The organism is Flavobacterium sp. PS2 (genome assembly GCF_046250155.1).
Classification (GTDB): domain Bacteria; phylum Bacteroidota; class Bacteroidia; order Flavobacteriales; family Flavobacteriaceae; genus Flavobacterium.
In genome coordinates this window covers 4,022,008-4,046,938 of the sequence record NZ_CP176426.1, presented here as the reverse complement: position 1 = coordinate 4,046,938, position 24,931 = coordinate 4,022,008, and the positions used below count along the sequence as shown (strand labels likewise).

The following is a 24,931-nucleotide window of genomic DNA, read 5'->3' as shown; positions in this document are numbered from 1 at the left end:
TTTTATTTAAGTAATGTGAATGCTCCTTTTTCGGTTACGGTATGATTGTAAAAGGTTTTTGCCGTGATTTTAAAATAATAGTTCCCGTTTTCGGCTGGATGATTTTTAATTTGTCCGTTCCATCCACTAATATTTTTTCCTGTTTCGGAATATACAATTCCTCCCCAGGTATCATAAACATCGAGTGTGATGTTTTCAAGACCTAAAAATACGGGTGCAAACGTGTCGTTATAACCGTCATTATTTGGTGTAAAAGCATTTGGCATTACTAAACTATATCCTTTTTCGACTACTATTGTAGATGTGTAACTATATTGGCAACCAAACGGATATGTTACAGTTTGTTTTATGGTATAAGTTCCTTCTCTGGTATAGATATGTTTAGGATTTTCTTCGTTTGAAAAATTTCCATCACCAAAATCCCAAGATATGTTTGTAAAATCGCCTGTTGCTAAGTTTGTAAATAAAATTGGGTCGTAAATAGAATATAAATCATAAACATCTTTAGCATATGAACCTGTAGAATAATTGGCTATTCCTAAAACTGGTTTATTAACATTATATGGGAAATTTGCTGTACAACCAAAACTATCGGTGACACTAAATATAATTAAACCATTGTTTTCGGTATTCATAATCTCGTTATTAGGACCTGAAACAACTCCATCGGACCAGCTTAAAGTATAAGGCGGAATCCCTCCTTTTACGTGTCCTACATAAGTTTGATGTACATATTTAGTATTACAATCAAAATCCGTTAGGACTTCTATTGTTGGCGTAAGTTGGTCGAATCGCGTAATTTTCCATTCTTCTGATTTTTTACAACCATTAGCATCTGTAACAGTAACTGCATAAGTACCTGGTGGAAGTTTTGTCAAATCTTCGGTTTTTGCTCCATTAGACCAAGTGTAGGTAAATGGTGGTAGTCCTCCGGTAACAACTAAGTTGATTTCTCCCGTGTTTGCATCAACACAATCTAATGGATTTAAAACATCAGCTCTTATTTCTAACAACAAAGGTTCTATTATAATAAAGGTTTCTTTTATTACACAGGCTTTACCATCGGTAATTGTTACGCTATATTTTCCTGGGCCTATATTATTACGTTCAATTCCTGCTGTAGAGTTATCATCCCAAACTAAAGAAACTGGCGCTTTTCCTCCTACAAGGTTTAGTCGGATATGACCATCATTTGCTCCAAAACAAGAAACGTTCTTTACATCTGGGTTTATAGTAAATACTGGTGCATTATCTATAACTATTGGAAACACTTTTGGACAACCTAATGCATCTGTAATTGTAATGATATAGGTTCCTGCAGATAAGTTATTTTGTACTAAACCTGTTCCTAAATTGCTCCATTTTATGATATATGGATCTCCTGTTGTAAACGGAACTCCTCCTGTAATACTATTAATGGTAATAGATGCATTGGCATAATTATAACATGCTATTTCTGTTTTACTGTAATTTAAACGTATTTCGTCGTTCTGAAGTAATACAACTTGCAATTTATCGGTACAATTAGAATTATCTGTAACGGTCAAATCATAAGTACCTGCTGCAAGATTTTTTAAATTTTGAAGATTACTTCTAAATCCGTTTGGTCCTGTCCAGCTATATCGGTAATTAAAAACTCCTGGAGATGTTTCGGTAAATCGACCTCCTGTTGTACTTACATTAATTTCACCTGTATAATATCCGTAACATAAAATATCAACTTGACTCTCCAATTTTACCTTTAATAATGGCGGTTCGATGATTTCATAACTCCCTGTAAGTATATTACAATTATTAACTTCAGTTATTGTAACTCCATAAACTCCAGGTCCTAGATTATTAGGGCTTCCTGTAGTTGCTGTGTAAGGATTTCCGTCTTTTGTCCATACATATGTATATGGCTGTGTTCCTCCTGATGTTGATAAATAAATACTTCCGTTATTAGATCCGAAACAAGTTATGTCGTTTTTACTTCCTGAAAATTGAAATAATCCTGGCTCACTAACATAATACGTCTTTGTAAATGGGCAATTACCATTATCAATAACTCTTAAAGTATACCCTCCGGGTTTTAAATTAGCAATATCTTTATCGGTACTTGTAAATCCGTTAGGACCTGTCCATGAAAAAGTATAAGGTGTTGCTGTTGCAAAAGGAATTCCTCCTGTTACATTTATTGTAATAGAAGCATCGTTTACTCCAAAACAAGTACTGTTTTTTGTTGTTTCGATTACCTTTATTAATGGATCTACTGTTACTGTAATCGTAAAATTAGGTCCAGGACACACCTTGGATATTGGCGATACAGTGTAGGTTACTGTAGCAGGATTGGCAGTATTATTTATTAAATACTGACTAATATTTGTTCTTGGAGAAAATTCTGCACTTGCTCCTGTTACTGCTCCTGCAGGAGAAACTACTGGCGTTGACCATACATAAGTTGTTCCTGCTGGCACATTATCTATTCCGTTAGTAACTGGCGTAACCTGAAAATTATTACCGCTACATATTTTTACTGTTTTATCTTTTATAACTGGTGAAAGAACCAGATCTACAGAAAAAGGGGCTGTTTTTGTTGTAGTTCCACAACTATTACTAACACTAAAGATAGCTTCATACTTACCACTAACAGTATAATTTATCGGTCCTGGATTAAGTAATGTAGATGATGAAGGTGTTCCTCCTACAAAAGTCCACAGATAAGTAATTTCAGAACTTGGCGAACAAGTTTCTTCTACTGTTCCAACAGGGTTAATTGTTGCTGAATTACAAAAATCTGAAATTGGTTTTAGGGTCGTAACTGGCGGCTTTTTTACTGGAATTGCTTTTATAATCTCTCGCACTATTCCGCAAGAATTTCTAGTTGTTAACCTTACGTAATAAGTTCCAGGCATTGTAAAGTTAAAAACAGGATCCTTTGATGAGGAATAAGTTCCATTCGCAAAATTCCATTGTCCTCTTCCTAATCCTGGTACTGATTCTTTACCACAATATCCTTCGTAATAATTAGTAACATCCCAATAATAACTTTCGGTTCCACAGCTAAAACTTGTGTCTGTGGTATTCGTTATCTGAATATTGGTTGAAGCACACGCATTACCAAAAGTAAAGTCTGGCTGCAATACAGGCTCAACACATATTGTTCTTGTTGTCTCCATGCCAACTCCGCAAGGCGTTGTTGCATTCAGCTTGATTGTGTAGGTTCCTGGTGCTGAATATACATGATAAGGATTAACATCCCTAGAAGTACTTCCATCTCCAAAATCCCATGTGTAAACATTAACTGTGCTACAATTATTGGTATATCCCGCATAAGTATAATTGCTAAAACTAACAGCTGAATTAACACATGCTATGCTTTGTACGCTAAAATTTGGTTGGGGTACGTCTAATATTTTTATTGGCCCTGCCTTAAGATCTGTGGTTCCACAAGATGTCATTATTGTTAAGCTAACTGTGCTTCCGTTAGTATCACAATTTGCTCTTGTATATTTATGTGGTATTGGAAAATTACGCGAAGCCTCTGGATTTGCTGCATTATAATATGGAGAACTTTCTAATTGTCCTTGCGAATAAGTATCGTTTGTTCCGTCGCCATAGTTAACATAATATTGAGTATCTGAAGGATTGAGTCCCCATGAACCAATAGCAAATGGCATTGGATCAACAGGAATACATAAATTGATTGTATTACCCGGAGCTATAAGTGCTCCGATTGGGTTATTGGAATTTTTAACTACGTAGGTAATAGAATTGCTACAACTATTATTACCTATTGCAGTTATTACCATATTAAAAGAACCTAATTTCTGGTACTCATGTGTTTTAGGAAAAACAACGTTAGTTTCGGAGTTACCATCACCCCAATCTACGTTATAAGATGTAATACATCCTATAGAAGCTGAATTATTTGCAACGCTAATACTATATTTAGGATTTGAGTTATTGTCTCCACATCGTTCAAAAGGTTTTAGTGAACCTGGTGCATTTGCATTCCCAAATTTTAAATCTGGTTTTTGCTTTACCGAAATAACTTTTGTTACTGTATTAGAGTCTCCATTAGCATCTGTAACGGTTAAGCTTACGCTAAAGTTCTGAAATCCGCAACCAACTGCATTAAATAAGTGACTTGGATTACTATTGGTAGAAGTGCTTCCGTCTCCAAAATCCCATTTATAGGTATAAGGAGCATTACCGCTTACAACTGGATTAAATGTTACTGGAGTTCCAGAACAAGTTCCGTCATTGGTAAAATTAAAATCGACATTGGGTGGTAAAACTAGACTTTTGTAATCTTTATTGGTGGAAAAATTACTTTTATCGGTTGTACTAAAACCATAAACTGAACTTGTGATTATAAAAAAAAAATGTAGGTGTAATAAGTAAAGTTTCCCCATATGGTGTAAATCAATTTTTTAAGGTCGCAAAAGTAGGTGCGTTTTTCTTGGAATCAAAATTAACACTAGTAATAATCTCTTCTTTTTTTAATTTTTAAAATGAAAAATATTCAAAATATTAGCATTATTTCTTATAATTCTGAACATCAATAGGATTTCTTTTTTTAAAGTATAATTTCATTTTATTATAAAAACTATCTTTTTTGTACGCAAACTACTTGCGCAGTAAAATCATTAAGCTTATTTTTATCACAAAAGTTGATTTGCGTGAGGGATAGAGGCGATATCCTTTTGTGAAGTGGAACGGAACAAAAGATAAAGCCGAAAGCCCGACCCGCTTTTTCAGCGGGACACGCCCAAATAAATATTGACCAAATTAATCGCGCAATATCAGGAACGAAGTCGCAAAGTTTTTTAAGCTACAGATTAAAGGATTAAAATGATTCAAAAAAAATCTGCTTTATCTGCAAAATCTGCGAGAAAAAAACTTAGTGCTTTCGGGTCTTTGCAGCAAAACACATAGTATGTCACAAAACAAAAATGCATTAATTCGCTATAAAACAATCGATAAGTGTCTGCAGAATCAATACAGAACTTGGACTCTTGATGATTTAATCGAGGCTTGTTCGGATGCTTTATTTGAATATGAAGGCCGCGAAAACCGTATAAGTAAGCGTACGATACAAATGGATATTCAGCTTATGCGAAGTGAGAAATTGGGATACAATGCTCCTATTGTCGTTTATGATAAGAAGTTTTATAAGTATGATGAGGAAGATTTCTCGATTACTGATATTCCGCTAACGGAAACGGATATGAATGTTTTGACTGAAACGGTATCGATGCTAAAACAGTTTAAAGATTTTTCTTTGTTTAGCGATGTCTCGGATATTTTGCAGCGTTTGGAAGATAAAATCTATTCGGAGAAATCGCATACTAATTCGGTTATTTATCTGGATAAAAACGAGAACTTAAAAGGTTTGCATTATCTGGACGAAATTTATCAGGCTATTGTCAAGAAGATTGTTCTGGTTATTACTTATAAATCTTTTAAATCGAGAGAGGAACAAAAATTCAATTTCCATCCTTTTATTTTAAAGGAGTTTAATAATCGTTGGTTTTTGATTGGGAAGAAAAAAGGTTCTCAGCCTATTACCAATTTGGCTCTTGACAGAATCACCAATATCGATTTTGATTTTAACCTACCTTATATAGAGGAAAATTTTGATGCCGAAGAATTTTATAAAGATGTTGTTGGTGTTACTGTAAACCAAGGCATGAATGCAAGAAAAATAGAACTGTGGATCGATAAAGAAAATGCTCCTTATGTTTTGACAAAGCCTTTTCATGCTTCACAAAAACTAGAAAAAGAAAATGAGGACGGAAGTATAATTATTACGCTAAAACTTAAAACTAATTATGAATTTGAGCGTTTGCTTTTGGGTTTTGGTGACGGATTGGAAGTTATTAGCCCCAATGGATTGCGATTGAGAATAAAAGATAAACTTAGGAAGGCTTTACTTAAATATGAGGATTGATTATTCTTGTTTTTAAATCGAAGAATTATCTTTCAATAACAATAATCTAAATTCCTAATTTACTGGCCTGATGTTGTTTTTAGAATATTGGAATAATAAAAATTTCAAAAAAAACATTATATTTCATTCAAAAAAGAACTTAACAGACTCTATTTCAGAGCAAATTTTTAATTAACAAAAAAATATTTTTAGAAATACTATGCATGCATAATATTTTTTTATTATATTTGAAATCGATATAGTTGCCAACAAGACGAATTCGATTTTAATTAATGTATAAGATATTATCTAAGTATTTCACATTAAAATTAAATAATCAAATACAATCTACCAAATGAAAGAAAAAACTATAGATTATATTTTACGAGCAACATGGCAAGCTGTATCAAGGATGTACAATGAGGAGGCTGCAAAATATGATGCGACAATGGCAACTGGTTTTGCGTTATTGAGTATCGATAAAGAGGAAGGTACTCCATCGACGGCATTGGGTCCCAGAATGGGAATGGAAGCTACTAGCTTAACCAGAACGCTTAAATCTATGGAAGACAAAGGATTGATTGTTCGCAAGAAAAATCCAACCGATGGACGAGGGGTTTTGATTTATCTAACTGATTTTGGAAAAGAAAAAAGAGACTTATCTAAAAATACTGTCTTGAAGTTTAATGAAACAGTTAGAAATCACGTTTCTGAAGAAAAATTAAAACATTTTATTGAGGTGGCAGAAATCATAAATGAATTAATACAAGATAAAAATATATTTAATCAAACAGAAAAAATAGAAAATGAAACGCACAATTAAAAAAGTTGCCGTAATTGGATCCGGAATTATGGGTTCAGGAATAGCTTGTCATTTTGCTAACATTGGTGTGGAAGTTTTACTCCTAGACATCATTCCCCGTGAGTTAACAGAGGCCGAAACTAAAAAAGGCTTAACTCTGGAAAGCAAAGTAGTAAGAAACAGAGTTGTAAACGAACATCTTGCTAACTCATTAAAATCTAAACCCTCTCCTATTTACAGTCAGAAATTCGCAAACAGAATTACGACTGGAAATACGACTGATGATATGGCAAAAATTGCCAATGTTGATTGGATTATAGAAGTTGTTGTAGAACGTCTTGATATTAAAAAACTAGTTTTTGAACAAATCGAGAAATTCCGTAAACCAGGAACTTTAGTAACATCTAACACTTCTGGTATTCCGATTCATTTTATGAGCGAAGGAAGAAGCGAAGATTTCCAACAACACTTCTGCGGAACTCACTTTTTTAACCCTGCGCGTTACTTAAAATTATTTGAAATTATTCCTGGTCCAAAAACTTCTACTGAAGTATTGGATTTCTTAAACGAATACGGATCTAAATTTTTAGGAAAAACTTCGGTTGTTGCTAAAGATACTCCGGCGTTTATAGGAAACAGAATTGGTATTTACGGTATCCAAAGTTTATTCCACTTGGTTAAAGAAATGGGATTAACTATCGAAGAAGTTGATAAATTGACTGGTCCAGTAATTGGTCGTCCAAAATCGGCTACTTTCCGTACTGTTGATGTAGTTGGTTTGGATACTTTGGTGCACGTTGCCAACGGTATTTATGAAAACTGCCCAACAGATGAGCAACACGAATTGTTTAAACTTCCTGATTTCATCACAAAAATGATGGAGAATAATTGGTTAGGAAGCAAAACAGGACAAGGTTTCTACAAAAAAGAAGGTAGAGATATCCTTACTCTTGACTTAGATACTCTGGAATATCGTGCTGCTAAAAAAGCAAATTTTGCTACGCTTGAGCTAACTAAAACTATCGATAAACCTATCAATCGTTTTAAAGTTCTTGTAAAAGGAAAAGATAAAGCTGGAGAATTTTACCGTAAGAGTTTCGCAGGAATGTTTGCTTATGTATCAAACAGAATTCCTGAAATCTCAGACGAATTATATAAAATTGACGATGCAATGAAAGCTGGTTTCGGATGGGAAAATGGTCCTTTCGAAATTTGGGATGCTATTGGTGTCGAAAACGGAATCGAAATCATGAAAGCAGAAGGTTTAGCTCCTGCTGCATGGGTAAACGATATGTTGGCATCTGGAAGCAAAAGCTTCTACTCTGTAAAAGAAGGTGCTACTTATTTTTACAACATTCCAACAAAATCACAAACTAAAGTTCCTGGTCAAGATTCATTTATTATCCTGAACAACATTCGCGAAAGCAAAAAAGTTTGGAGCAATAGTGGAGCAATTATCCAAGACCTTGGAGATGGAATTTTGAACTTAGAATTCCAATCTAAAATGAATACTATTGGTGGCGATGTACTTCAGGCTATCAATAAAGCAATCGACTTATCTGAAAAAGAATATCAAGGTTTAGTTATTGGTAACCAAGCAGCAAATTTCTCTGTTGGAGCTAATATCGGAATGATTTTCATGATGGCTGTTGAGCAAGAATATGATGAGTTAAACATGGCTATCAAAATGTTCCAGGACACTATGATGCGCGTACGTTACTCAGGAATTCCTGTTGTTGTTGCTCCTCACGGAATGACTTTTGGTGGTGGATGCGAAATGAGCTTACATGCTGATAAAGTTGTAGCTGCTGCAGAAACGTATATGGGATTGGTTGAATTTGGTGTTGGTGTACTTCCTGGTGGTGGTGGATCTAAAGAAATGGCTTTAAGAGCTTCTGATTTATTCCGCAAAAATGATGTGGAATTAAACGTTCTTCAAGAGTATTTCTTAACTATTGCTATGGCAAAAGTGTCTACTTCTGGTTACGAAGCTTTTGACACTGGTCTTTTACAACATGGTAAAGATATTATTGTAGTAAACAAAGACCGTCAGATTGCAGAAGCTAAAAAACATACATTGTTAATGGCGGAAGCTGGTTATACACAACCTATCAGAAGAACTGATGTTAAGGTTCTTGGTAAACAAGCATTAGGAATGTTCTTAGTAGGAACAGATCAAATGGAAGCTGGAAAATACATCTCTGAGCATGATAAGAAAATTGCTAACAAACTTGCTTACGTTATGGCTGGTGGTGATTTATCTGAAGCTACTTTAGTATCTGAGCAATATTTATTAGATATCGAACGTGAAGCTTTCTTATCTCTTTGTACTGAGAGAAAAACATTAGAAAGAATTCAATATATGTTAACTAAAGGAAAACCACTTCGTAATTAGAAAATAGAATAAAGAAGCTAGAAAAAGAATAAAGAACCAAGAAGCAAGATTTCAAAATTAAAATTTTGTCTTGTTTCTTGCCTCTTGCCTCTCCTTGATCTTCTATACTCTTAAAAAAACAAAAACAAATGAAAACAGCATATATAGTAAAAGCATACCGTACTGCGGTAGGAAAAGCACCAAAAGGGGTTTTTAGATTTAAAAGACCTGATGAATTAGCAGCAGAAACCATTCAGTATATGATGGCTGAACTACCTGATTTTGACAAAAAACGTATTGATGATGTTATGGTAGGTAATGCCATGCCAGAAGCTGAACAAGGTTTGAACGTTGGTCGTTTAATCTCTCTTATGGGATTAAAAGTAGAAGATGTTCCTGGTGTAACCGTAAACCGTTACTGTGCATCTGGACTTGAAACTATCGGAATGGCAACTGCTAAAATCCAATCGGGAATGGCAGATTGTATCATCGCTGGTGGTGCCGAAAGTATGAGTTTTATTCCGATGGGAGGTTACAAACCAACTCCGGATTATAAACTTGCTGCCGAAGGTCATGAAGATTATTACTGGGGAATGGGTTTAACTGCTGAAGCGGTTGCTAACCAATACAAAATCTCTAGAGAAGATCAAGATGAGTTTGCTTATAACTCTCACATTAAAGCATTGAAAGCGCAAGCTGAAGGTAAATTTGACAAACAAATCGTTCCGATTACTGTTGAGCAAACTTTTATCAATGAAAATGGTAAAAAAGAAACTAAATCATACGTTGTAAATAAAGATGAAGGTCCACGTGCTGGAACGTCTAAAGAAGCTTTAGCTGGTTTAAGACCTGTTTTTGCTGCTGACGGAAGTGTAACTGCAGGTAACTCATCTCAAATGAGTGATGGTGCTGCTTTTGTTTTAATCATGAGCGAGGATATGGTTAAAGAATTAAACCTTGAGCCTATCGCAAGATTAGTAAACTTTGCTTCATCTGGTGTTGAGCCAAGAATCATGGGTATCGGACCTGTAAAAGCAATTCCGAAAGCCTTAAAGCAAGCAGGATTACAATTAAAAGATATTGATTTAGTAGAGTTAAACGAGGCTTTTGCTTCTCAATCATTAGCAGTTGTTCGTGAATTAGGTTTAAACCCTGATATCGTAAACGTAAACGGTGGTGCAATTGCTTTAGGTCACCCTCTGGGTTGTACCGGTGCAAAACTTTCTGTTCAATTATTCGACGAAATGAAACGCAGAGGTAGTAAATACGGAATCGTTTCTATGTGTGTAGGAACTGGACAAGGTAGCGCTGGGATTTACGAGGTATTGTAAGCCCCCTACCCCCCGAAGGGGGAATTAATAAATACATAAAAAAGATAAAAAATAGTTTAACAATTTACACCCTACTCACCCCTAGTAGGATTCCCCCTTCGGGGGTTAGGGGGCTGATATGAGCGACAAAACAAGAGGAGGTCAATTCCTAGTAAAAGAAACAAAGTGCGAAGATATCTTTACACCAGAAGATTTTTCGGAAGAGCAATTAATGATGCGTGACTCTGTAAAAGAGTTTGTAGACAAAGAAATTTGGCCTAACAAAAATCGTTTCGAGAAAAAAGATTACGCATTTACAGAAGAAAGTATGCGTAAAGCTGGAGAACTTGGACTTTTAGGAGTTGCAGTTCCAGAAGAATACGGTGGATTAGGAATGGGATTTGTATCGACTATGTTAGTTTGTGATTACATCTCGGGAGCTACAGGTTCGTTCTCGACTGCTTTTGGTGCTCATACAGGTATCGGAACTATGCCAATTACTTTATATGGTACTGAAGAACAAAAGAAAAAATACGTTCCTAAATTAGCGTCAGGCGAATGGTTTGGAGCTTATTGCTTAACTGAGCCAGGAGCTGGTTCTGATGCAAACTCAGGAAAAACTAAAGCCGTTTTATCTGAAGACGGAACGCATTACAAAATTACAGGACAAAAAATGTGGATTTCGAATGCAGGTTTCTGTAGCGTTTTCATCGTTTTTGCTCGTATTGGTGATGATAAAAATATTACAGGTTTCATCGTAGAAAATGATCCATCTAATGGAATTTCTATGAATGAAGAAGAGCATAAATTAGGAATCCGTGCTTCATCTACTCGTCAGGTTTTCTTTAATGATACTAAAGTTCCTGTTGAAAACATGCTATCTGAAAGAGGAAATGGTTTCAAGATTGCAATGAATGCATTAAACGTTGGTCGTATTAAACTTGCTGCTGCTTGTCTTGATGCTCAAAGAAGAGTAACTACTGGAGCTGTAAAATATGCTAACGAAAGAATCCAATTTAACACAGCGATTTCAAGTTTTGGTGCTATTCGTTATAAATTAGCTGAAATGGCAACTAGCGCTTACGCTGGTGAAAGTGCTTCTTACCGTGCAGCAAAAGATATCGAAGATAGAATTATTGCTCGTGAAGCAGAAGGTTCTACACATCAAGAAGCTGAATTAAAAGGTGTTGAAGAATACGCTATTGAGTGTTCTATCCTTAAAGTTGCAGTTTCTGAGGATGTTCAGAATTGTGCTGACGAGGGAATTCAGATTTTTGGTGGAATGGGATTCTCTGAAGATACACCAATGGAAAGTGCTTGGAGAGATGCTCGTATCGCTCGTATTTACGAAGGAACAAACGAAATCAACAGAATGCTTTCTGTAGGTATGTTAATCAAAAAAGCGATGAAAGGTCATGTTGATTTATTAGGACCTGCAATGAAGGTATCTGAAGAATTAATGGGTATTCCATCTTTTGACACTCCTGATTTCTCTGAATTATTTGCTGAAGAAAAAGGAATCGTTGCAAACCTGAAAAAAGTTTTCTTAATGGTTGCTGGAAGTGCTGTACAAAAGTATGGTCCAGACTTAGATGCTCACCAACAATTATTAATGGCTGCATCTGATATCTTAATCGAAATCTATATGGCAGAAAGTACTATTCTTAGAACTGAGAAATTAGCCAAAAAAGAAGGTGAAGCTAAAGTACAAGAGCAAATTGCTATGGCAAAATTATACTTGTATAAAGCTGTAGATATTGTAACTCAAAAAGGAAAAGAAGGAATTATTTCTTTTGCTGAAGGAGATGAACAACGTATGATGTTAATGGGATTACGTCGTTTTACAAAATACACTAATATGCCAAATGTAGTGGCACTTAGAGAAACGATTACTTCAAAATTAGTTGCAGAAAACGAATACTGCTTCTAAAATCAAAATAGTTTTTAGTCAATTTTAATTTGTTTAAACCGCACCTGTCCCGAAAACAGTGCGGTTTTTTTTATTATCACAAACAGTAGAAGCTCACAGTAGTGTCTACGCAAAAAAAGAGACGCACTGCTGTACGTCTCTACATTATCAACCTAATTCCTTAATTATTTTTTGCTACACATTACAGGATTAAAATGATTAAAAAATCAAGTACAGATTTTTCACAATCAGCAATCAATCATTCACAATTTACAATCAATAATTAACTATTTGGTTTCATAATCAAATCATGGTCTCCTTCTGAACTTAGATTTAAAAAACGTTCATATTCCCTCAAAACATCGGAGATAATTCCATCTTTACTCAAATATTGAATATCATATCCTTTACGATGATCTCCAAAATAAGTAATTGGTTGAAAAATAATTTCCAAATCCATATCCGGAGTATTTTTTTCTTTTAATAAAGTTTCAGAAACAGTTTGTCCCTGAGCCATAACACCATATTTAAAGTTTCGCAACTCATCATATTCTATTTCTAACTCGATGGCTTGTTGGGGCGAAGAAAAATAATTTATATGTGCTTCAATATTGTTTTTAGCCAATTCAACCACTAATTCTTCAAAAGCTTTTTTTACAGTTTCATTCAAAAACTTATGAATATCCTTCTTTTTAGAGACTGTCACAATCTTTTCTAGATGTTCCTTCCAATTAGTATTGTTCCAATTTAAACTTCCATGTGAGTATTTTTTGGCACTGTATTCACTATCTACAACTAATGCTTTCCACAAATTATAACATAATAGCAACATAATAATTCCGAAGGGTAAAGCGGTAATTAATGTCATTGTCTGAAGAGAAGCCAAACCACCAGAATGTAATAAACTCAAGGACAGTAGTGATAATAAAACACCCCAAAAGATACTTTGCCATTTTGGTGAACTTACAGCTCCTTTTGATGCTATACCATTCATTATAAAAATCCCCGAATCTGCAGACGTGATAAAAAACACGCAAATAATCAGAATTGATAAAATATTCAAAAAGGTAGTGAACGGGAAATAAGTAAAGAAACTAAACAAAAGCGTGTCTGGATTTTTAGCAAATTCACTTAAAGCGCCATGTGCAATATGCTCATCGATCCATACGGCACTGCTCCCGAAAACAGTCATCCACAAAAAATTAAAAAAGGCAGGAATAAATAATACCGCCAAAATAAATTCTCGTATAGTTCTTCCTTTAGAGATTTTGGCAATAAACAATCCTACATAAGGCGCCCAGGAAATCCACCATGCCCAATACAAAATTGTCCACTTTGAAAACCATTCCTGACTTCCTTTCTCGTAAGCATAAGTATTAAAAGTTAGCGATATAAAATGACTGATATAATGTCCTAAACCTTCAGTAAACGTACTTAGAATATAAATAGTTGGCCCGAAAACAAGTATAAACAACATTAATAAAACAGCCATAAGAATATTTAGCTCACTAAGTTTTTTAACCCCTTTTCCTAAACCTGAAATAGCCGAAGAAACAGCAATTATCATCACAACCAAAACAATAATAATCTGATAATTAAAACTAGATTCTGGAATTATATGAAGACTTACTAATCCAGCACTTAACTGCACTACACCGAAACCTAGAGTTGTCGCAATTCCGAAAAAAGTACTGCACAGACCAAAAACATCTACAATGTTTCCAAACTTTCCGTGAATTCTACTTTTTAAAATCGGATAAAATCCACTTCGGATTGCAAGTGGTAAATTGTGTCTATAAGCAAAATAGGCTAATGAGAGTCCTACAACTCCATATATAGACCATGCGTGAAAACCCCAATGGAAAAAAGTATATAATTGTGCTTCTTTCGCTCGTAAATTTTCCGCCAAATTAGCATTGGCTGGTGTTGCGTAATGCGCCATAGTTTCACCTACTCCAAAATATTAACCCAATTCCCATTCCAGCGGCAAAAAGCATTGCTATCCAGGAAAAGAAAGAATATTCAGGCTCAGAATCATCTGCTCCTAATTTGATTTTACCAAATTTACTAATTGCTAATGTCACTAAAAACAAAACAAAAATGGTTACCAACAATACATAAAGCCAACTTAGATTTTTAAATATTATGTCTTTTGCAAAATTAAGTGCCTGCTCCGCATCTTTTGAAAAGAAAATGCAAAACAATGAAATTGCAATAATTATGGTTAAACTTGGTAATGCAACTGATTTTGTAAAATTGGTTTTAAAGACACTTGAGCTTGTAGATTTATTCATGGTAATTTTTTTTTCACTGTTATTATCTAAAGTAAATCCAAATTTTAAATTCGGATTGAGGAAGTTTTTATAAGTATAACTTTGATAATTTGTATACAGAAGAATTGTAAATTTAAGGAAAAAGAAATAATTTCTCCCTTAAAACACTATAAAACTTCCTTTGCAAAGCAAAAACTGTAACAAATAAGCCTAATACTGTGTATCTATTTGATTAATATTTTGTTTGAAATGTTCTATATTTAGCATTCAAAAACCTATTAAAAACTAAAAATTCTTAAAAAATGAAAAGATTAAAACCGATTATTTTCTTTTTCTTGTGCTGTTTTACCACAAACTCTTTTGCACAATCAGGAAAAAAAATTGACGTTATTGCTTATTATACTGGTGATGACAAACTTATTGATCAATATGATGTAAGCAAACTAACTCACATTATCTTTAGCTTCTGTCACCTAAAAGATGGAAAACTAAGCGTAGATACTCCCAAAGATTCTCTTTCAATAAAACACTTAGTTGGATTAAAAAAAACTCATCCTAAGCTTAAAATAATGCTTTCATTAGGAGGTTGGGCAGGATGCGAGCCTTGTTCTGAAGTTTTCTCGACTGCACAAGGAAGAAATGTTTTTGCTAAATCGGTAAAAGAAATAAATGATTATTTTAAAACTGATGGTTTAGATTTAGATTGGGAATACCCAGCGATTGAAGGTCTTCCTGGACATTTGTATCAAGCTGCAGACAAACCAAACTTTACTGAACTTGTAAAAGCATTACGTACAAGTTTAGGCAAAAAACATGAACTTAGTTTTGCTGCCGGAGGTTTTCAAAAATTCTTAGACGAGTCTATAGAATGGAAAATTGTTATGCCATTAGTAGATCGCGTAAACATAATGAGTTATGATTTAGTAAACGGATATGCAACTGTAACTGGTCATCATGCTCCTTTATATGGTGGAACTCCAGACGCTCAATCTACAGACAGAGCCGTGTCTTATTTATTAAAACTAGGAATTCCAGCTAATAAATTAGTAATTGGGGGTGCTTTTTATACTAGAATATGGAAAGATGTTGCTAATGTAAATAATGGTTTATACCAACCAGGAGTACATATCGAAGGCGTACCTTTTAGAAACTATGCAACTACTTTTACAGAAGCTAATGGATGGAAATATTTCTGGGACAATAAAGCAAAAGCAGGTTATTGGTATAATGAAAAAGAACAAAAATTTGCAACTGGAGATGATATTCCTTCAATAAAAGAAAAAACAGAATATGCTGTATCTAAGAAATTAGGCGGGATCATGTTTTGGGAATTACCTTTAGATACTTTCAAAGACGGAATGGTTGATGCCATTTATGAAGTAAAAACTAAAAAGTAAGAATACTATAAAATAAAAATACGTTAACAGTTTCTTCAATTGTTAACGCATTTTTTTTGGACTAAAATTACCCTTTTTAGTTCACTTTAGATTTTTCAATTTCTCCAATGAAAGGAATAGAATCCAAAATTTGGCTACGAATCGCAGTTTGTAAATAAACCTCTAATTGTATAAATTTAGCTGCATTAATAGCTCCTATTGCCTTTTTGGCCTTAGTATATGTTTTATCATATAATTTTTCATACCCAAGATTACTTTTTAATGTTCCTTTTGCTAATTCATCCGCTTTTGCATCAGTAAGAGTAGCATAATTTGTAGCATAATCATCAACTACCTTAATTATATTTTGCCCCAAAACTTTACGTTCTACTTCATAATCATCATATATTTTTTGAAAGGCTGCAGTTTGTTCATCCGACAAATTCATATATTGCTTTACAAGATCTGATTTTGATTTTCCGTAAATACTCTGAATAACATCTACATCTTCTTTTGCCAAAGACTGAGCAAAAGAATTTGCTGAAACTACCAATAACAATGCGATAAGGAACTTTTTCATAATTTAAGATTTAAAATTTATAATAATTATTTGATTTATTGCAAATTAGCTTTCTTACATCACAAGGTTTTAGGTCCAATAAAATATTGAATGCAAAAATAAAAGCATGATTAATTTATTTTTTCACGAAACGCATCATTGCAATATCACCTGAAATAAAATTCAACGTTTTACCATCATCGGTAACATCGTAAGAAGTTATTTTTTGCAAAGTGGTCATAAAAACCTGCTCTCCTTGATTATCCTGACACATCATTTTGGTAGTAGCTAATCCATCTCTAAAATTAATGCTATAACCATCTACATTTAATTTTCCTGTAAAAGAGTTGCAGCTATTATTTCCAGATACTCTATTTTCTTTCGTATCAAAAGTTATCGTTGGTTTTTTATTAGGGTATAAACCATCAAAGGCAATTCTAGGTCCTGTTACGTAATTTAACTCCCAAGTACCATTAAGTTTTGATGTAGAATCTGTTGTTGTAGTTTTATTTTGAGCAGAATTACATGAAAATAAAACAATCCCAAATGCAGCGAACATTGCTATTTTTTTTATCATAATTTAAAGTTTTAAGTTTTATAAACAATTATCAATGAATAAGTTTAGCATTATTTACTATTAAATACACATACACGAATTTAAGCAATATTTCATCTCCTTTTGTAAATTTAAACTTATTTTTCATTTAATACAGAAACGTATTTTAACTTTCAGATCATTTTCATTCAATAATTTTAAACTAACTTTACTTTAGATTTAAACAAAAACACATAATTATGAAAAAAATAATTCTATCTCTTGTAGTAATTGCTGCAGTTATTATTGGATGTAAAACCAAAAATAATACTGATGATTCTAAGAAATTAACCATCGCACTAGAACCTAAAAGTAACAGTTCGGTATCTGGTACAGCAACTTTCGTAGAGAAAAAAGGAGAAGTAACTTTCGTAGCAAAAATCAGTGGTTTAAAACCAGGAGTTCATGCAATACACATTCATGAAAAATCAGATTGTTCGGCTGCCGATGGAACTTCTGCTGGAGGACACTGGAACCCAACATTTAAAAAACATGGAAAATGGGGTGTTGGAGAATATCACAAAGGAGATATCGGAAACTTTACTGCAGATGATAAAGGAAACGGTACAATTACACTAACAACAAACGAATGGTGTATTGGTTGTGGAGATCCAAGTAAAGATATTTTAGGAAAAGGATTAATCGTACACCAAGATCCAGACGATTTTACAACTCAACCTACAGGAAATGCAGGGGCGAGAGTAGCTTGCTCAGCAATTATAAAATAATTATATAGATTTTAAAAAACCATTTTATTCACAAAGTAAAATGGTTTTTTTATTTTAATCAATCACCAAATCATAAAAAAAAGATAGCTTTGTAGCTTCAAATTAAAGTAATGATTAACCCTTCGGCAACAGGTTGGATAGATAAATTTTTTAGTGAACAAAAGTTCCCAGAACAAGTAGTAACTGAAACTAGCAATTCCTTTTATCAAAAAGTCAGAGCGACAGGATTTATTTATGGACACATAATAACAATAGAAACTCCTGTTCCTATTAAAATAAAAGGCTGGTTTAAAACCGAAATTTCTAAAGTAGCTTTATTAAATACTTTATACGGGATTTATTCTCTTACCAAAAACGACAATAATTCGGAACGTTTTATTAAAGAAGCATTAGCTTTTTATAATCAGATGAATCCTGAAGGTTTTAACCTCTTCAAGATATTACTCCCAAAAAGTAGTGATTCTCTAACATTAGAGAATATAATTGATGAACGAGTTCAGACTAACGATAGTATTATTAGCAAAAACTTCTCTCATTTAGTTACAAATGCGCTCTTGTTTATAGATGTTTTGGCATTTCGCCAATATTTAATTCATGGATCAATTCCAGAAAAATATCTCAAGAAAATAGAAGAAACTGTAATGAGTATTGTAGCATTGGCTTTAAAAACCAAAACCAATAAATCTCAATACGATGATTTATTGATTAAACTTTTTGAGGCATCAATACGCTACAGCAAATTTTCGAAGGTTACGGTTGGAACTTTAGAAACATTACAATTATATCATTTTTCCAACGAATTAGAAAGATATTATTTAATAGATATGGCCGGAATGGCTCTGTGGAGCGATGGCGTTGTAGAAAATGAAGAAGCTTATTTTTTACATACATTAGCCCATATTTTAAATGTATCTGATGATTTTGTATCTGAAAGTATCAAAAGCACCGATGCTTTTATCAACGAACATAAAAAAGAGATTCCATATTTTAATTACTCTAATCCTGTCAAACATTTTTATGATCAAATGACTATGGGAGTTATTACACTTATAAAGCGTAATAAAAACAGATTAATTAAGGAAATTATCCAAAGTAAAGAATTAATGCTTCTTCTGGCCTATTCTACCCGTAGAGATTTAGATGCTAGCGAAAAGAAGAAAGTAAAGAAACAATTATTGGATATTTGTAAAACGATTCCATCATTAACAATATTCTTACTCCCGGGCGGAAGTTTGTTATTACCAATATTAATTAAGTTCATCCCTACTCTATTGCCATCGGCATTTAATGAGAACTTAGATGAAAACGAATAAAAAAAATCGCCCTTTTGAGGCGATTTTTTTATTTTATAGATTACTCAGTTGATAAACTTCATCAAGTTCATCATTTGAACTAATATTCACATTTAGATCTGTTACAAATCCTGAGTTTAAACCATAAACCCAACCGTGTAACATTAAGTCTTGTCCATTTTTCCAAGCTCCTTGTACAATCGAAGTTTTTGCTAAATTATAAACTTGCTCTTTAGCATTTACCTCAACAAAAGCATTAAAACGCTCCGTTTCATTTTCAATTGAGTTTAAGTATTTGTCATGTAAACGGTACTCATCTTTAATATGACGAATCCAGTTATCAATAATCCCTACAGATTGGTTACCCATTGCAGCTTTTACACCACCACAACCATAATGTCCACAAACAATTACGTGCTTAACTTTTAAAACATTTACTGCATAATCTAAAACACTTAACATGTTCATATCTGAGTGAACAACCATGTTAGCAATGTTTCTGTGTACAAAAACTTCTCCTGGTTTTGCACCAATAATTTCGTTTGCTGGAACACGACTATCAGAACAACCTATCCACAATAATGGTGGAGTTTGCCCTTTCGCTAAATCTGCGAAAAAATTAGGATCTTTAGCTAACGAATCTTCAACCCACTTTTTATTATTATCTAATATTTGTTTATAAAACTCTTTCATTTTTTTTAATTTTTGTTGCTGAGTAATTAAGCGTTTAGAGGACTCCAAAAAGACTCTCGTAAAGTTACTTATTTTTAATCCTCAATAAACACTTCACTACAGCTTTATTTAACCAACTTATTTAAAACTTTTCTTTTTCTGTTCTTTTAACCATAGCTCTTTTTGCAACATCATAATAATGTTCTATAGATACATGGTTCGGTAAATCTGGAGTATTTTCTAGCTCGTAAGCTTTCTTAAATCCTTTAAGTTTTACCTTAATGTTTTGATCAACTGCTCTGGTTTCTTTAAACTCTTTTATCAGATCTAGAATATCATGTGCAATATACACCGTGTCATGTGCATTGATAATTACTTTTGAATTTTCTGGAACAGAGTTTAAAGTAAGTTTGATAGCCGCTTTATTCAAGAAAGAAACTTCCTGAGCAAGATCGATATGGATTACATCTCCATCTTCATATTCTTCTTTTTTGAAACTGTAAGCTCTTTTTAAGTTTCCTCTTAAAACGAAAATTACACTAATTACAATTCCAATTGCAACACCTTTAAGTAAATCTGTCGCTACAACAAATACTAAAGTTGCAACAAATGGTACGAATTGATATTTTCCTTTTTCCCAGAAATGAATAAAAGTTGCAGGCTTAGCTAGTTTATAACCTACTAATATTAATATAGTAGCCAAAGTAGCCAATGGAATTTTATTTAATATTACCGGAATTGCCAATACACTTATCAATAATAAAACACCATGGATAATTGCAGACATTTTTGATTTTGCTCCAGCATTATTATTTGCCGAAGATCTTACAACAACTGATGTCATTGGTAAACCTCCCAAAAGTGAACTTACAATGTTTCCAATTCCTTGTGCTTTAAGCTCAACATTGGTATTTGTATATCTTTTTTGTGCATCCATTCTGTCTGCAGCTTCGATACACAATAATGTCTCGATAGAAGCTACGATTGCAATTGTTAAACCTACAACCCAAACCTGAGGATTTGTTATTCCTGCAAAATTAGGAGTTACAATAATTGCTTTAAATTCATCAAATGAAGTTGGGATTGGCAATGACACTAAGTGTTCGCTACCAATAGCCAATGAACTTCCTGTAGAAACAAAAATTTCATTTATAATTATTCCCGAAATTACAGCTATAAGCGCACCAGGAATTAATTTAAGTTTTTTCAAGAAAGGAACTTTATCCCAAGCAATTAATATAACAAAAGAGATTAGAGTAATAATAACTGCACCCATATGAATATGGTTGAAGATTTCAAACAAAGATGAAATTGAGTTATTTCCATCACTTTGAACAAACGCCTGATCTCCTTCAAAATCAGCATCATATCCAAATGCATGCGGCAATTGTTTCAGAATAATAATAATTCCGATACCTGCTAGCATACCTTCAATAACATTGGTAGGGAAGTAATTAGATATACTTCCGGCTTTTAAGAAACCTAACCCCAACTGGATTAATCCAGCAATAAAAACTGCGGTTAAGAAGACATCAAAAGCTCCCAAATCGGTAATTGCTGTAAGGATAATTGCTGTTAAACCAGCTGCTGGTCCAGATACACTAATGTGTGACTGACTCAAATATCCTACAACTATTCCTCCAATAATTCCAGAAATAATTCCAGAAAACAATGGTGCTCCTGAAGCCATTGCAATACCTAAACACAACGGGAGAGCCACCAAAAAAACTACTAACCCTGAAGCAAAATCTGACTTAAGGTTAGCAAAAAGATTTACTTTTCTTTTCATAATACAATAGTAAAAAGTTCATAAAAGGCCTACTGCATTACTTAAAACACAGCAAACGTTTAAAAAATTAACCGGATGTACTATACGAAGTTAGGTGGAGGGGCAAAAATGCTTGCAGAAATCTTATCATGTTTAGATAATTTTTCTGACAATATAGGATTTGACTTATCAAACATTGGTAAAACAAACTCACCTTGAAATACAGGATGATATACATAAACCTTAATTTCTTTATGCGAATGCTCTTCTTCTGATAAGCTATAAAATGCAGACACATCGCTCTTTTTCTCGATCATCGTCACGATAGGTGGCGTCGATAAGAAAGCGATAAATACAATTAATAATATGTATGCAATTTTTTTCATTAGTGCAAAAATAGAGCTAAACTGATAAAATCAAAACTGTAAGTCCAAAATTTTAAACAAATTTAACATTAACCAAAAAAAAACCAGACTAGCTATTTAATGCTACTCTGGTTTTTATAGTTATACTATTTTTCTAAATCCTCTTCTAACCACGCTTTCATCATCCAAATCGTTTTTTCTTGTTCTGAGATAAAATCACTCATCATAGAATTTGTTCCTTCATCACTGATTTCATCCGATTGTTTTAAAATTTCTCTTTCAATCTTCAGTAAATCAGTTAATGAACTTACAATTAAATGAACCGCTTTCTCATCATTCGAGATATTTTTTCCAACTACAATTTTATTATTTTTAATATAATCTTCGAAAGTGTGTAGTGGTGTACCTCCTATTGTGAGAACTCTTTCGGCGATTAAATCTATTTTTAATTGAGCGTCTGTATATAATTCTTCAAATTTTACATGCAAATCAAAAAAACGTTTTCCACGAATGTTCCAGTGAATTCCTCGCAAGTTTTGGTAATAAACCTGAAAATTTGATAGTAAGACATTCAATTCTTTTACAATTAATTCTGACTCTTTTACTGGTAATCCTAAAATATTAGTTTTCATACTTATTAATTTTTAATTCTATTAATTGTAAATTTAAAATAAGTTTTTCGAAAAAGCCATAAAAAAAAATTATATTTTATTATTTTTGTATCAGAAAATACTATTAAAAAAATGACGATAACTCAACTCCAATATGTTCTTGCTGTAGCTGAACACAAAAACTTTACCCTTGCTGCCGAAAAATGTTTTGTAACGCAGCCTACTCTTAGTATGCAAATACAAAAGATAGAAGAAGAACTTAGCATCTTGATATTCGACAGAAGCAAGAAACCAATACAACTAACAGAAATTGGTCAGAAAATTGTAAATCAGGCAAAGAATATTGTAAACGAAGCAGATAGAATAAAAGACATTGTAGAACAACAAAAAGGTTTTATTGGTGGCGAATTCAAACTAGGAATCATCCCAACGGTTATGCCTACTCTTTTGCCTATGTTCTTAAATAACTTCATCAAGAAATACCCAAAGGTTAAACTATTAATCGAGGAGCTTAATACAGATGAAATTATTACCAAATTAAAAAACGGACATCTTGATGCTGCAATTGCCGTAACACCATTAGAAGACGAAAAAATAAAAGAAATCGTTTTATATTTTGAGCCTTTTGTAGCTTATATACCAGAACAACATTCTATTTTCCAGAAAGAAGAAATCGAAGTATCAGATTTAAACATTAATGAAATTTTGCTTTTGCAAGACGGACATTGTTTTAGAGATGGTATTTTAAACCTTTGTAAAAATGGTAGTGATATAGAAAATAATGCTTTCCAGATACAAAGCGGAAGTTTTGAAACACTTATAAAATTAGCCGACGAAGGCTTGGGCACAACTTTGTTGCCTTATTTACATACATTAGATTTAAAAGAAACAGACAAATTAAAGCTTCGTCACTTTAAGGAACCTAAACCTGCCAGAGAGGTAAGTTTAATTTACCCAAAAAGCGAATTAAAAATTCAAATCATCGATGCCTTACGAAACACAATTGCTGGTGTTGTAAAAGGAGCTATTGTTTTTCAAAACGTTCAGATAATAAGTCCAATTCAAAAGAAATAAAAAAAGGAACCAATTGGTTCCTTTTTTGTTTATCTATACTTTAGCTATTAGTAGACATTCTTTTAATTCGGGTTTTCCGATTGTAAAATTCAATAACCACTCTTGCAATTGTTCCATTTCGTATGGTAATAGTGTTTTGATAGCTTTCTCTAATTCTTTTAAGAAAAGTACCGGGTCGAAACTTACTCTTTCAAGTATTGATTTCGTGTAATCAAACATCATTTTTGACATAATAAATTAAGATTATGGGGTTATCTCATTATTTTTTAACTCGATGTAAAAATAGGCATTTTACATACAACTACTCAGCTTTTAACTTATTTTTTTGTTTTATTTAGCACGAAAACGTTTTTTTAAATACAGATATAGCAATTTAAAATTAATCTAAATAGCGTGATTTACATCACTTTACGCGCTCTAAACATCTCTCTTTTTCCTGGAGGTCCAGCAAGTTTTTCAACCTTAAATCCTACCTCAATCATACTCCTTTTAACGACTCCTCTAGCGGCATAAGTTACAAGAACTCCATTAGGTTTTAAAGAATCATACATTCTTTTGAATATTTCGGTGCTCCAAAGCTCTGGTTGCACCCGATATCCAAAAGCATCAAAATAAATCAAATCAAAAGTTTCGACATCATCAATTTCCTGAAAGAACTGTTTTCTCTTAGTTAATGTAAACGCATCACTAAGTTCGATCATTTCATCCCAATTGCTTTCATGCATTTTTTTGAATATCTCTTTATAATTATCTGCTCCCAATTCAACAACATAATTCATCATAAGCACTTCATTTGCAGCAACAGGATAAGCTTCTACTCCAACATAATTTATGTTTTGCTTTTTTTCATTGGATTCCAAAAAAGTAATAAAAGCATTCAGCCCTGTTCCAAAACCAATTTCTAATATCGAAATAGGTTTATCTTCAAATAAAGAAAACCCATTTTGTATAAATACATGTTTAGCTTCCTGGATTGCTCCATGTTTAGAATGATAACACTCATCCCATTCTTCCAAATGAATTGTAGTTGAGCCATCTAGGGTTTGAATTATTTCTCTTTTCACAATTTATAAATCAGATTAATGCTGTTTTTGTCTTATTTAGAAGTCAAATTTAATCAAAACAAATGCGTAAAGCCTTAAAAAACCATAGTTTTTTCATAAATTCTATATAAAAAGAAGCTCTTTATTTAACTTTTTTATAAAATAAATAAATCACAGCAAAACCCTATAATTAATATCTTTTTAGCATCCAAATTATATATTTTTACTTAATTTTGCAATTGTTAAAATTTATTTCACATCTATTC

The 24,931-nt window shown here is 33.0% G+C and carries 18 protein-coding genes and 1 pseudogene; 9 read left to right on the top strand and 10 right to left on the bottom strand.

The window, feature by feature from the left end:
- Positions 1 to 2: 2 nt before the first annotated feature.
- On the bottom strand, positions 3 to 4,397 hold the full coding sequence (locus ACJ6WR_RS17850) for a PKD domain-containing protein (protein ID WP_409416001.1): 4,395 nt from the start codon (positions 4,395 to 4,397) through the stop codon (positions 3 to 5).
- 524 nt (positions 4,398 to 4,921) lie between these two features.
- Between ACJ6WR_RS17850 and ACJ6WR_RS17845 the strand changes: the two genes are divergently transcribed.
- The 5 genes from ACJ6WR_RS17845 (at position 4,922) to ACJ6WR_RS17825 (ending at position 12,330) form a co-directional block, all read left to right on the top strand.
- On the top strand, positions 4,922 to 5,935 hold the full coding sequence (locus tag ACJ6WR_RS17845) for a helix-turn-helix transcriptional regulator (RefSeq protein WP_409416000.1): 1,014 nt from the start codon (positions 4,922 to 4,924) through the stop codon (positions 5,933 to 5,935).
- 334 nt (positions 5,936 to 6,269) lie between these two features.
- Positions 6,270 to 6,737: a MarR family winged helix-turn-helix transcriptional regulator gene (locus tag ACJ6WR_RS17840; RefSeq protein ID WP_039113946.1), complete on the top strand. Its 468-nt coding sequence runs from the start codon at positions 6,270 to 6,272 to the stop codon at positions 6,735 to 6,737.
- Complete coding sequence (locus ACJ6WR_RS17835) at positions 6,721 to 9,111, top strand: 3-hydroxyacyl-CoA dehydrogenase NAD-binding domain-containing protein (protein ID WP_409415999.1); 2,391 nt, start codon at positions 6,721 to 6,723, stop codon at positions 9,109 to 9,111. The genes ACJ6WR_RS17840 and ACJ6WR_RS17835 overlap by 17 nt, the downstream gene beginning before the upstream one ends.
- Before the next feature lie 128 nt (positions 9,112 to 9,239).
- Positions 9,240 to 10,421, top strand: coding sequence for an acetyl-CoA C-acyltransferase (locus ACJ6WR_RS17830; protein ID WP_039118976.1), 1,182 nt, complete (start codon positions 9,240 to 9,242; stop codon positions 10,419 to 10,421).
- A 118-nt stretch (positions 10,422 to 10,539) separates the two neighbouring features.
- Positions 10,540 to 12,330: an acyl-CoA dehydrogenase family protein gene (locus ACJ6WR_RS17825; RefSeq protein ID WP_409415998.1), complete on the top strand. Its 1,791-nt coding sequence runs from the start codon at positions 10,540 to 10,542 to the stop codon at positions 12,328 to 12,330.
- Between the two features lie 262 nt (positions 12,331 to 12,592).
- Here ACJ6WR_RS17825 and ACJ6WR_RS17820 read toward each other — a convergent pair.
- Positions 12,593 to 14,603 (bottom strand): annotated as a pseudogene (locus ACJ6WR_RS17820) (BCCT family transporter).
- Positions 14,604 to 14,884: 281 nt separating this feature from the next.
- Between ACJ6WR_RS17820 and ACJ6WR_RS17815 the strand changes: the two are divergent.
- Positions 14,885 to 15,979, top strand: coding sequence for a glycoside hydrolase family 18 protein (locus ACJ6WR_RS17815; RefSeq protein WP_039113938.1), 1,095 nt, complete (start codon positions 14,885 to 14,887; stop codon positions 15,977 to 15,979).
- Positions 15,980 to 16,055: 76 nt separating this feature from the next.
- On the opposite strand, the gene ACJ6WR_RS17810 is transcribed toward ACJ6WR_RS17815, so the two are convergent.
- Entirely contained in the window at positions 16,056 to 16,538 is a 483-nt protein-coding gene (locus ACJ6WR_RS17810) for a hypothetical protein (protein WP_039113937.1), read from the bottom strand.
- Between the two features lie 115 nt (positions 16,539 to 16,653).
- A complete protein-coding gene (locus ACJ6WR_RS17805; RefSeq protein ID WP_039113936.1) occupies positions 16,654 to 17,094 on the bottom strand; it encodes an META domain-containing protein in 441 nt (146 codons plus the stop codon).
- Between the two features lie 218 nt (positions 17,095 to 17,312).
- Here ACJ6WR_RS17805 and ACJ6WR_RS17800 point away from each other — a divergent pair, with 218 nt between their 5' ends.
- Both ACJ6WR_RS17800 and ACJ6WR_RS17795 read left to right on the top strand, forming a co-directional pair.
- Positions 17,313 to 17,840 carry a superoxide dismutase family protein gene (locus ACJ6WR_RS17800; RefSeq protein ID WP_086894821.1) on the top strand — a complete coding sequence of 176 codons (528 nt, stop codon included), beginning with the start codon at positions 17,313 to 17,315 and terminating at the stop codon, positions 17,838 to 17,840.
- A 110-nt stretch (positions 17,841 to 17,950) separates the two neighbouring features.
- On the top strand, positions 17,951 to 19,153 hold the full coding sequence (locus tag ACJ6WR_RS17795; protein ID WP_409415997.1) for an LETM1-related biofilm-associated protein: 1,203 nt from the start codon (positions 17,951 to 17,953) through the stop codon (positions 19,151 to 19,153).
- A 33-nt stretch (positions 19,154 to 19,186) separates the two neighbouring features.
- Here the strand turns inward: ACJ6WR_RS17795 and can are convergent, their stop codons facing one another.
- The 4 genes from can to ACJ6WR_RS17775 form a co-directional block, all read right to left on the bottom strand.
- Positions 19,187 to 19,825 carry a carbonate dehydratase gene (gene can, locus ACJ6WR_RS17790; protein WP_039113994.1) on the bottom strand — a complete coding sequence of 213 codons (639 nt, stop codon included), beginning with the start codon at positions 19,823 to 19,825 and terminating at the stop codon, positions 19,187 to 19,189.
- A gap of 121 nt (positions 19,826 to 19,946) precedes the next feature.
- The gene (locus ACJ6WR_RS17785; protein WP_039113932.1) at positions 19,947 to 21,593 is read right to left on the bottom strand and encodes a SulP family inorganic anion transporter; all 1,647 of its coding nucleotides are present in this window, start codon (positions 21,591 to 21,593) and stop codon (positions 19,947 to 19,949) included.
- Positions 21,594 to 21,673: 80 nt separating this feature from the next.
- The gene (locus ACJ6WR_RS17780) at positions 21,674 to 21,958 is read right to left on the bottom strand and encodes a hypothetical protein (RefSeq protein WP_039113931.1); all 285 of its coding nucleotides are present in this window, start codon (positions 21,956 to 21,958) and stop codon (positions 21,674 to 21,676) included.
- 125 nt (positions 21,959 to 22,083) lie between these two features.
- Positions 22,084 to 22,569, bottom strand: coding sequence for a Dps family protein (locus tag ACJ6WR_RS17775; protein WP_039113930.1), 486 nt, complete (start codon positions 22,567 to 22,569; stop codon positions 22,084 to 22,086).
- Positions 22,570 to 22,680: 111 nt separating this feature from the next.
- Here ACJ6WR_RS17775 and ACJ6WR_RS17770 point away from each other — a divergent pair, with 111 nt between their 5' ends.
- Positions 22,681 to 23,622, top strand: coding sequence for a LysR substrate-binding domain-containing protein (locus ACJ6WR_RS17770; protein WP_039113929.1), 942 nt, complete (start codon positions 22,681 to 22,683; stop codon positions 23,620 to 23,622).
- Between the two features lie 33 nt (positions 23,623 to 23,655).
- Here the strand turns inward: ACJ6WR_RS17770 and ACJ6WR_RS17765 are convergent, their stop codons facing one another.
- Positions 23,656 to 23,853, bottom strand: a complete 198-nt coding sequence (locus ACJ6WR_RS17765; protein ID WP_039113928.1) for a hypothetical protein — start codon at positions 23,851 to 23,853, stop codon at positions 23,656 to 23,658.
- Positions 23,854 to 24,020: 167 nt separating this feature from the next.
- The gene (gene mnmD, locus ACJ6WR_RS17760; protein ID WP_039118971.1) at positions 24,021 to 24,686 is read right to left on the bottom strand and encodes a tRNA (5-methylaminomethyl-2-thiouridine)(34)-methyltransferase MnmD; all 666 of its coding nucleotides are present in this window, start codon (positions 24,684 to 24,686) and stop codon (positions 24,021 to 24,023) included.
- Positions 24,687 to 24,931 lie beyond the last annotated feature (245 nt).

Excerpts from the sequence above, each read along its gene's own strand:
- ACJ6WR_RS17795 (WP_409415997.1), top strand. The coding sequence starts at position 17,951 with ATGATTAACCCTTCGGCAACAGGTTGGATAGATAAATTTTTTAGTGAA.
- ACJ6WR_RS17840 (WP_039113946.1), top strand. The coding sequence starts at position 6,270 with ATGAAAGAAAAAACTATAGATTATATTTTACGAGCAACATGGCAAGCT.
- ACJ6WR_RS17830 (WP_039118976.1), top strand. The coding sequence starts at position 9,240 with ATGAAAACAGCATATATAGTAAAAGCATACCGTACTGCGGTAGGAAAA.
- ACJ6WR_RS17825 (WP_409415998.1), top strand. The coding sequence starts at position 10,540 with ATGAGCGACAAAACAAGAGGAGGTCAATTCCTAGTAAAAGAAACAAAG.
- ACJ6WR_RS17815 (WP_039113938.1), top strand. The coding sequence starts at position 14,885 with ATGAAAAGATTAAAACCGATTATTTTCTTTTTCTTGTGCTGTTTTACC.
- ACJ6WR_RS17835 (WP_409415999.1), top strand. The coding sequence starts at position 6,721 with ATGAAACGCACAATTAAAAAAGTTGCCGTAATTGGATCCGGAATTATG.
- ACJ6WR_RS17770 (WP_039113929.1), top strand. The coding sequence starts at position 22,681 with ATGACGATAACTCAACTCCAATATGTTCTTGCTGTAGCTGAACACAAA.
- can (WP_039113994.1), bottom strand. The coding sequence starts at position 19,825 with ATGAAAGAGTTTTATAAACAAATATTAGATAATAATAAAAAGTGGGTT.
- ACJ6WR_RS17780 (WP_039113931.1), bottom strand. The coding sequence starts at position 21,958 with ATGAAAAAAATTGCATACATATTATTAATTGTATTTATCGCTTTCTTA.
- ACJ6WR_RS17850 (WP_409416001.1), bottom strand. The coding sequence starts at position 4,397 with ATGGGGAAACTTTACTTATTACACCTACATTTTTTTTTTATAATCACA.
- ACJ6WR_RS17775 (WP_039113930.1), bottom strand. The coding sequence starts at position 22,569 with ATGAAAACTAATATTTTAGGATTACCAGTAAAAGAGTCAGAATTAATT.
- ACJ6WR_RS17765 (WP_039113928.1), bottom strand. The coding sequence starts at position 23,853 with ATGTCAAAAATGATGTTTGATTACACGAAATCAATACTTGAAAGAGTA.
- ACJ6WR_RS17785 (WP_039113932.1), bottom strand. The coding sequence starts at position 21,593 with ATGAAAAGAAAAGTAAATCTTTTTGCTAACCTTAAGTCAGATTTTGCT.
- ACJ6WR_RS17805 (WP_039113936.1), bottom strand. The coding sequence starts at position 17,094 with ATGATAAAAAAAATAGCAATGTTCGCTGCATTTGGGATTGTTTTATTT.
- ACJ6WR_RS17810 (WP_039113937.1), bottom strand. The coding sequence starts at position 16,538 with ATGAAAAAGTTCCTTATCGCATTGTTATTGGTAGTTTCAGCAAATTCT.
- ACJ6WR_RS17800 (WP_086894821.1), top strand. The coding sequence starts at position 17,313 with ATGAAAAAAATAATTCTATCTCTTGTAGTAATTGCTGCAGTTATTATT.
- ACJ6WR_RS17845 (WP_409416000.1), top strand. The coding sequence starts at position 4,922 with ATGTCACAAAACAAAAATGCATTAATTCGCTATAAAACAATCGATAAG.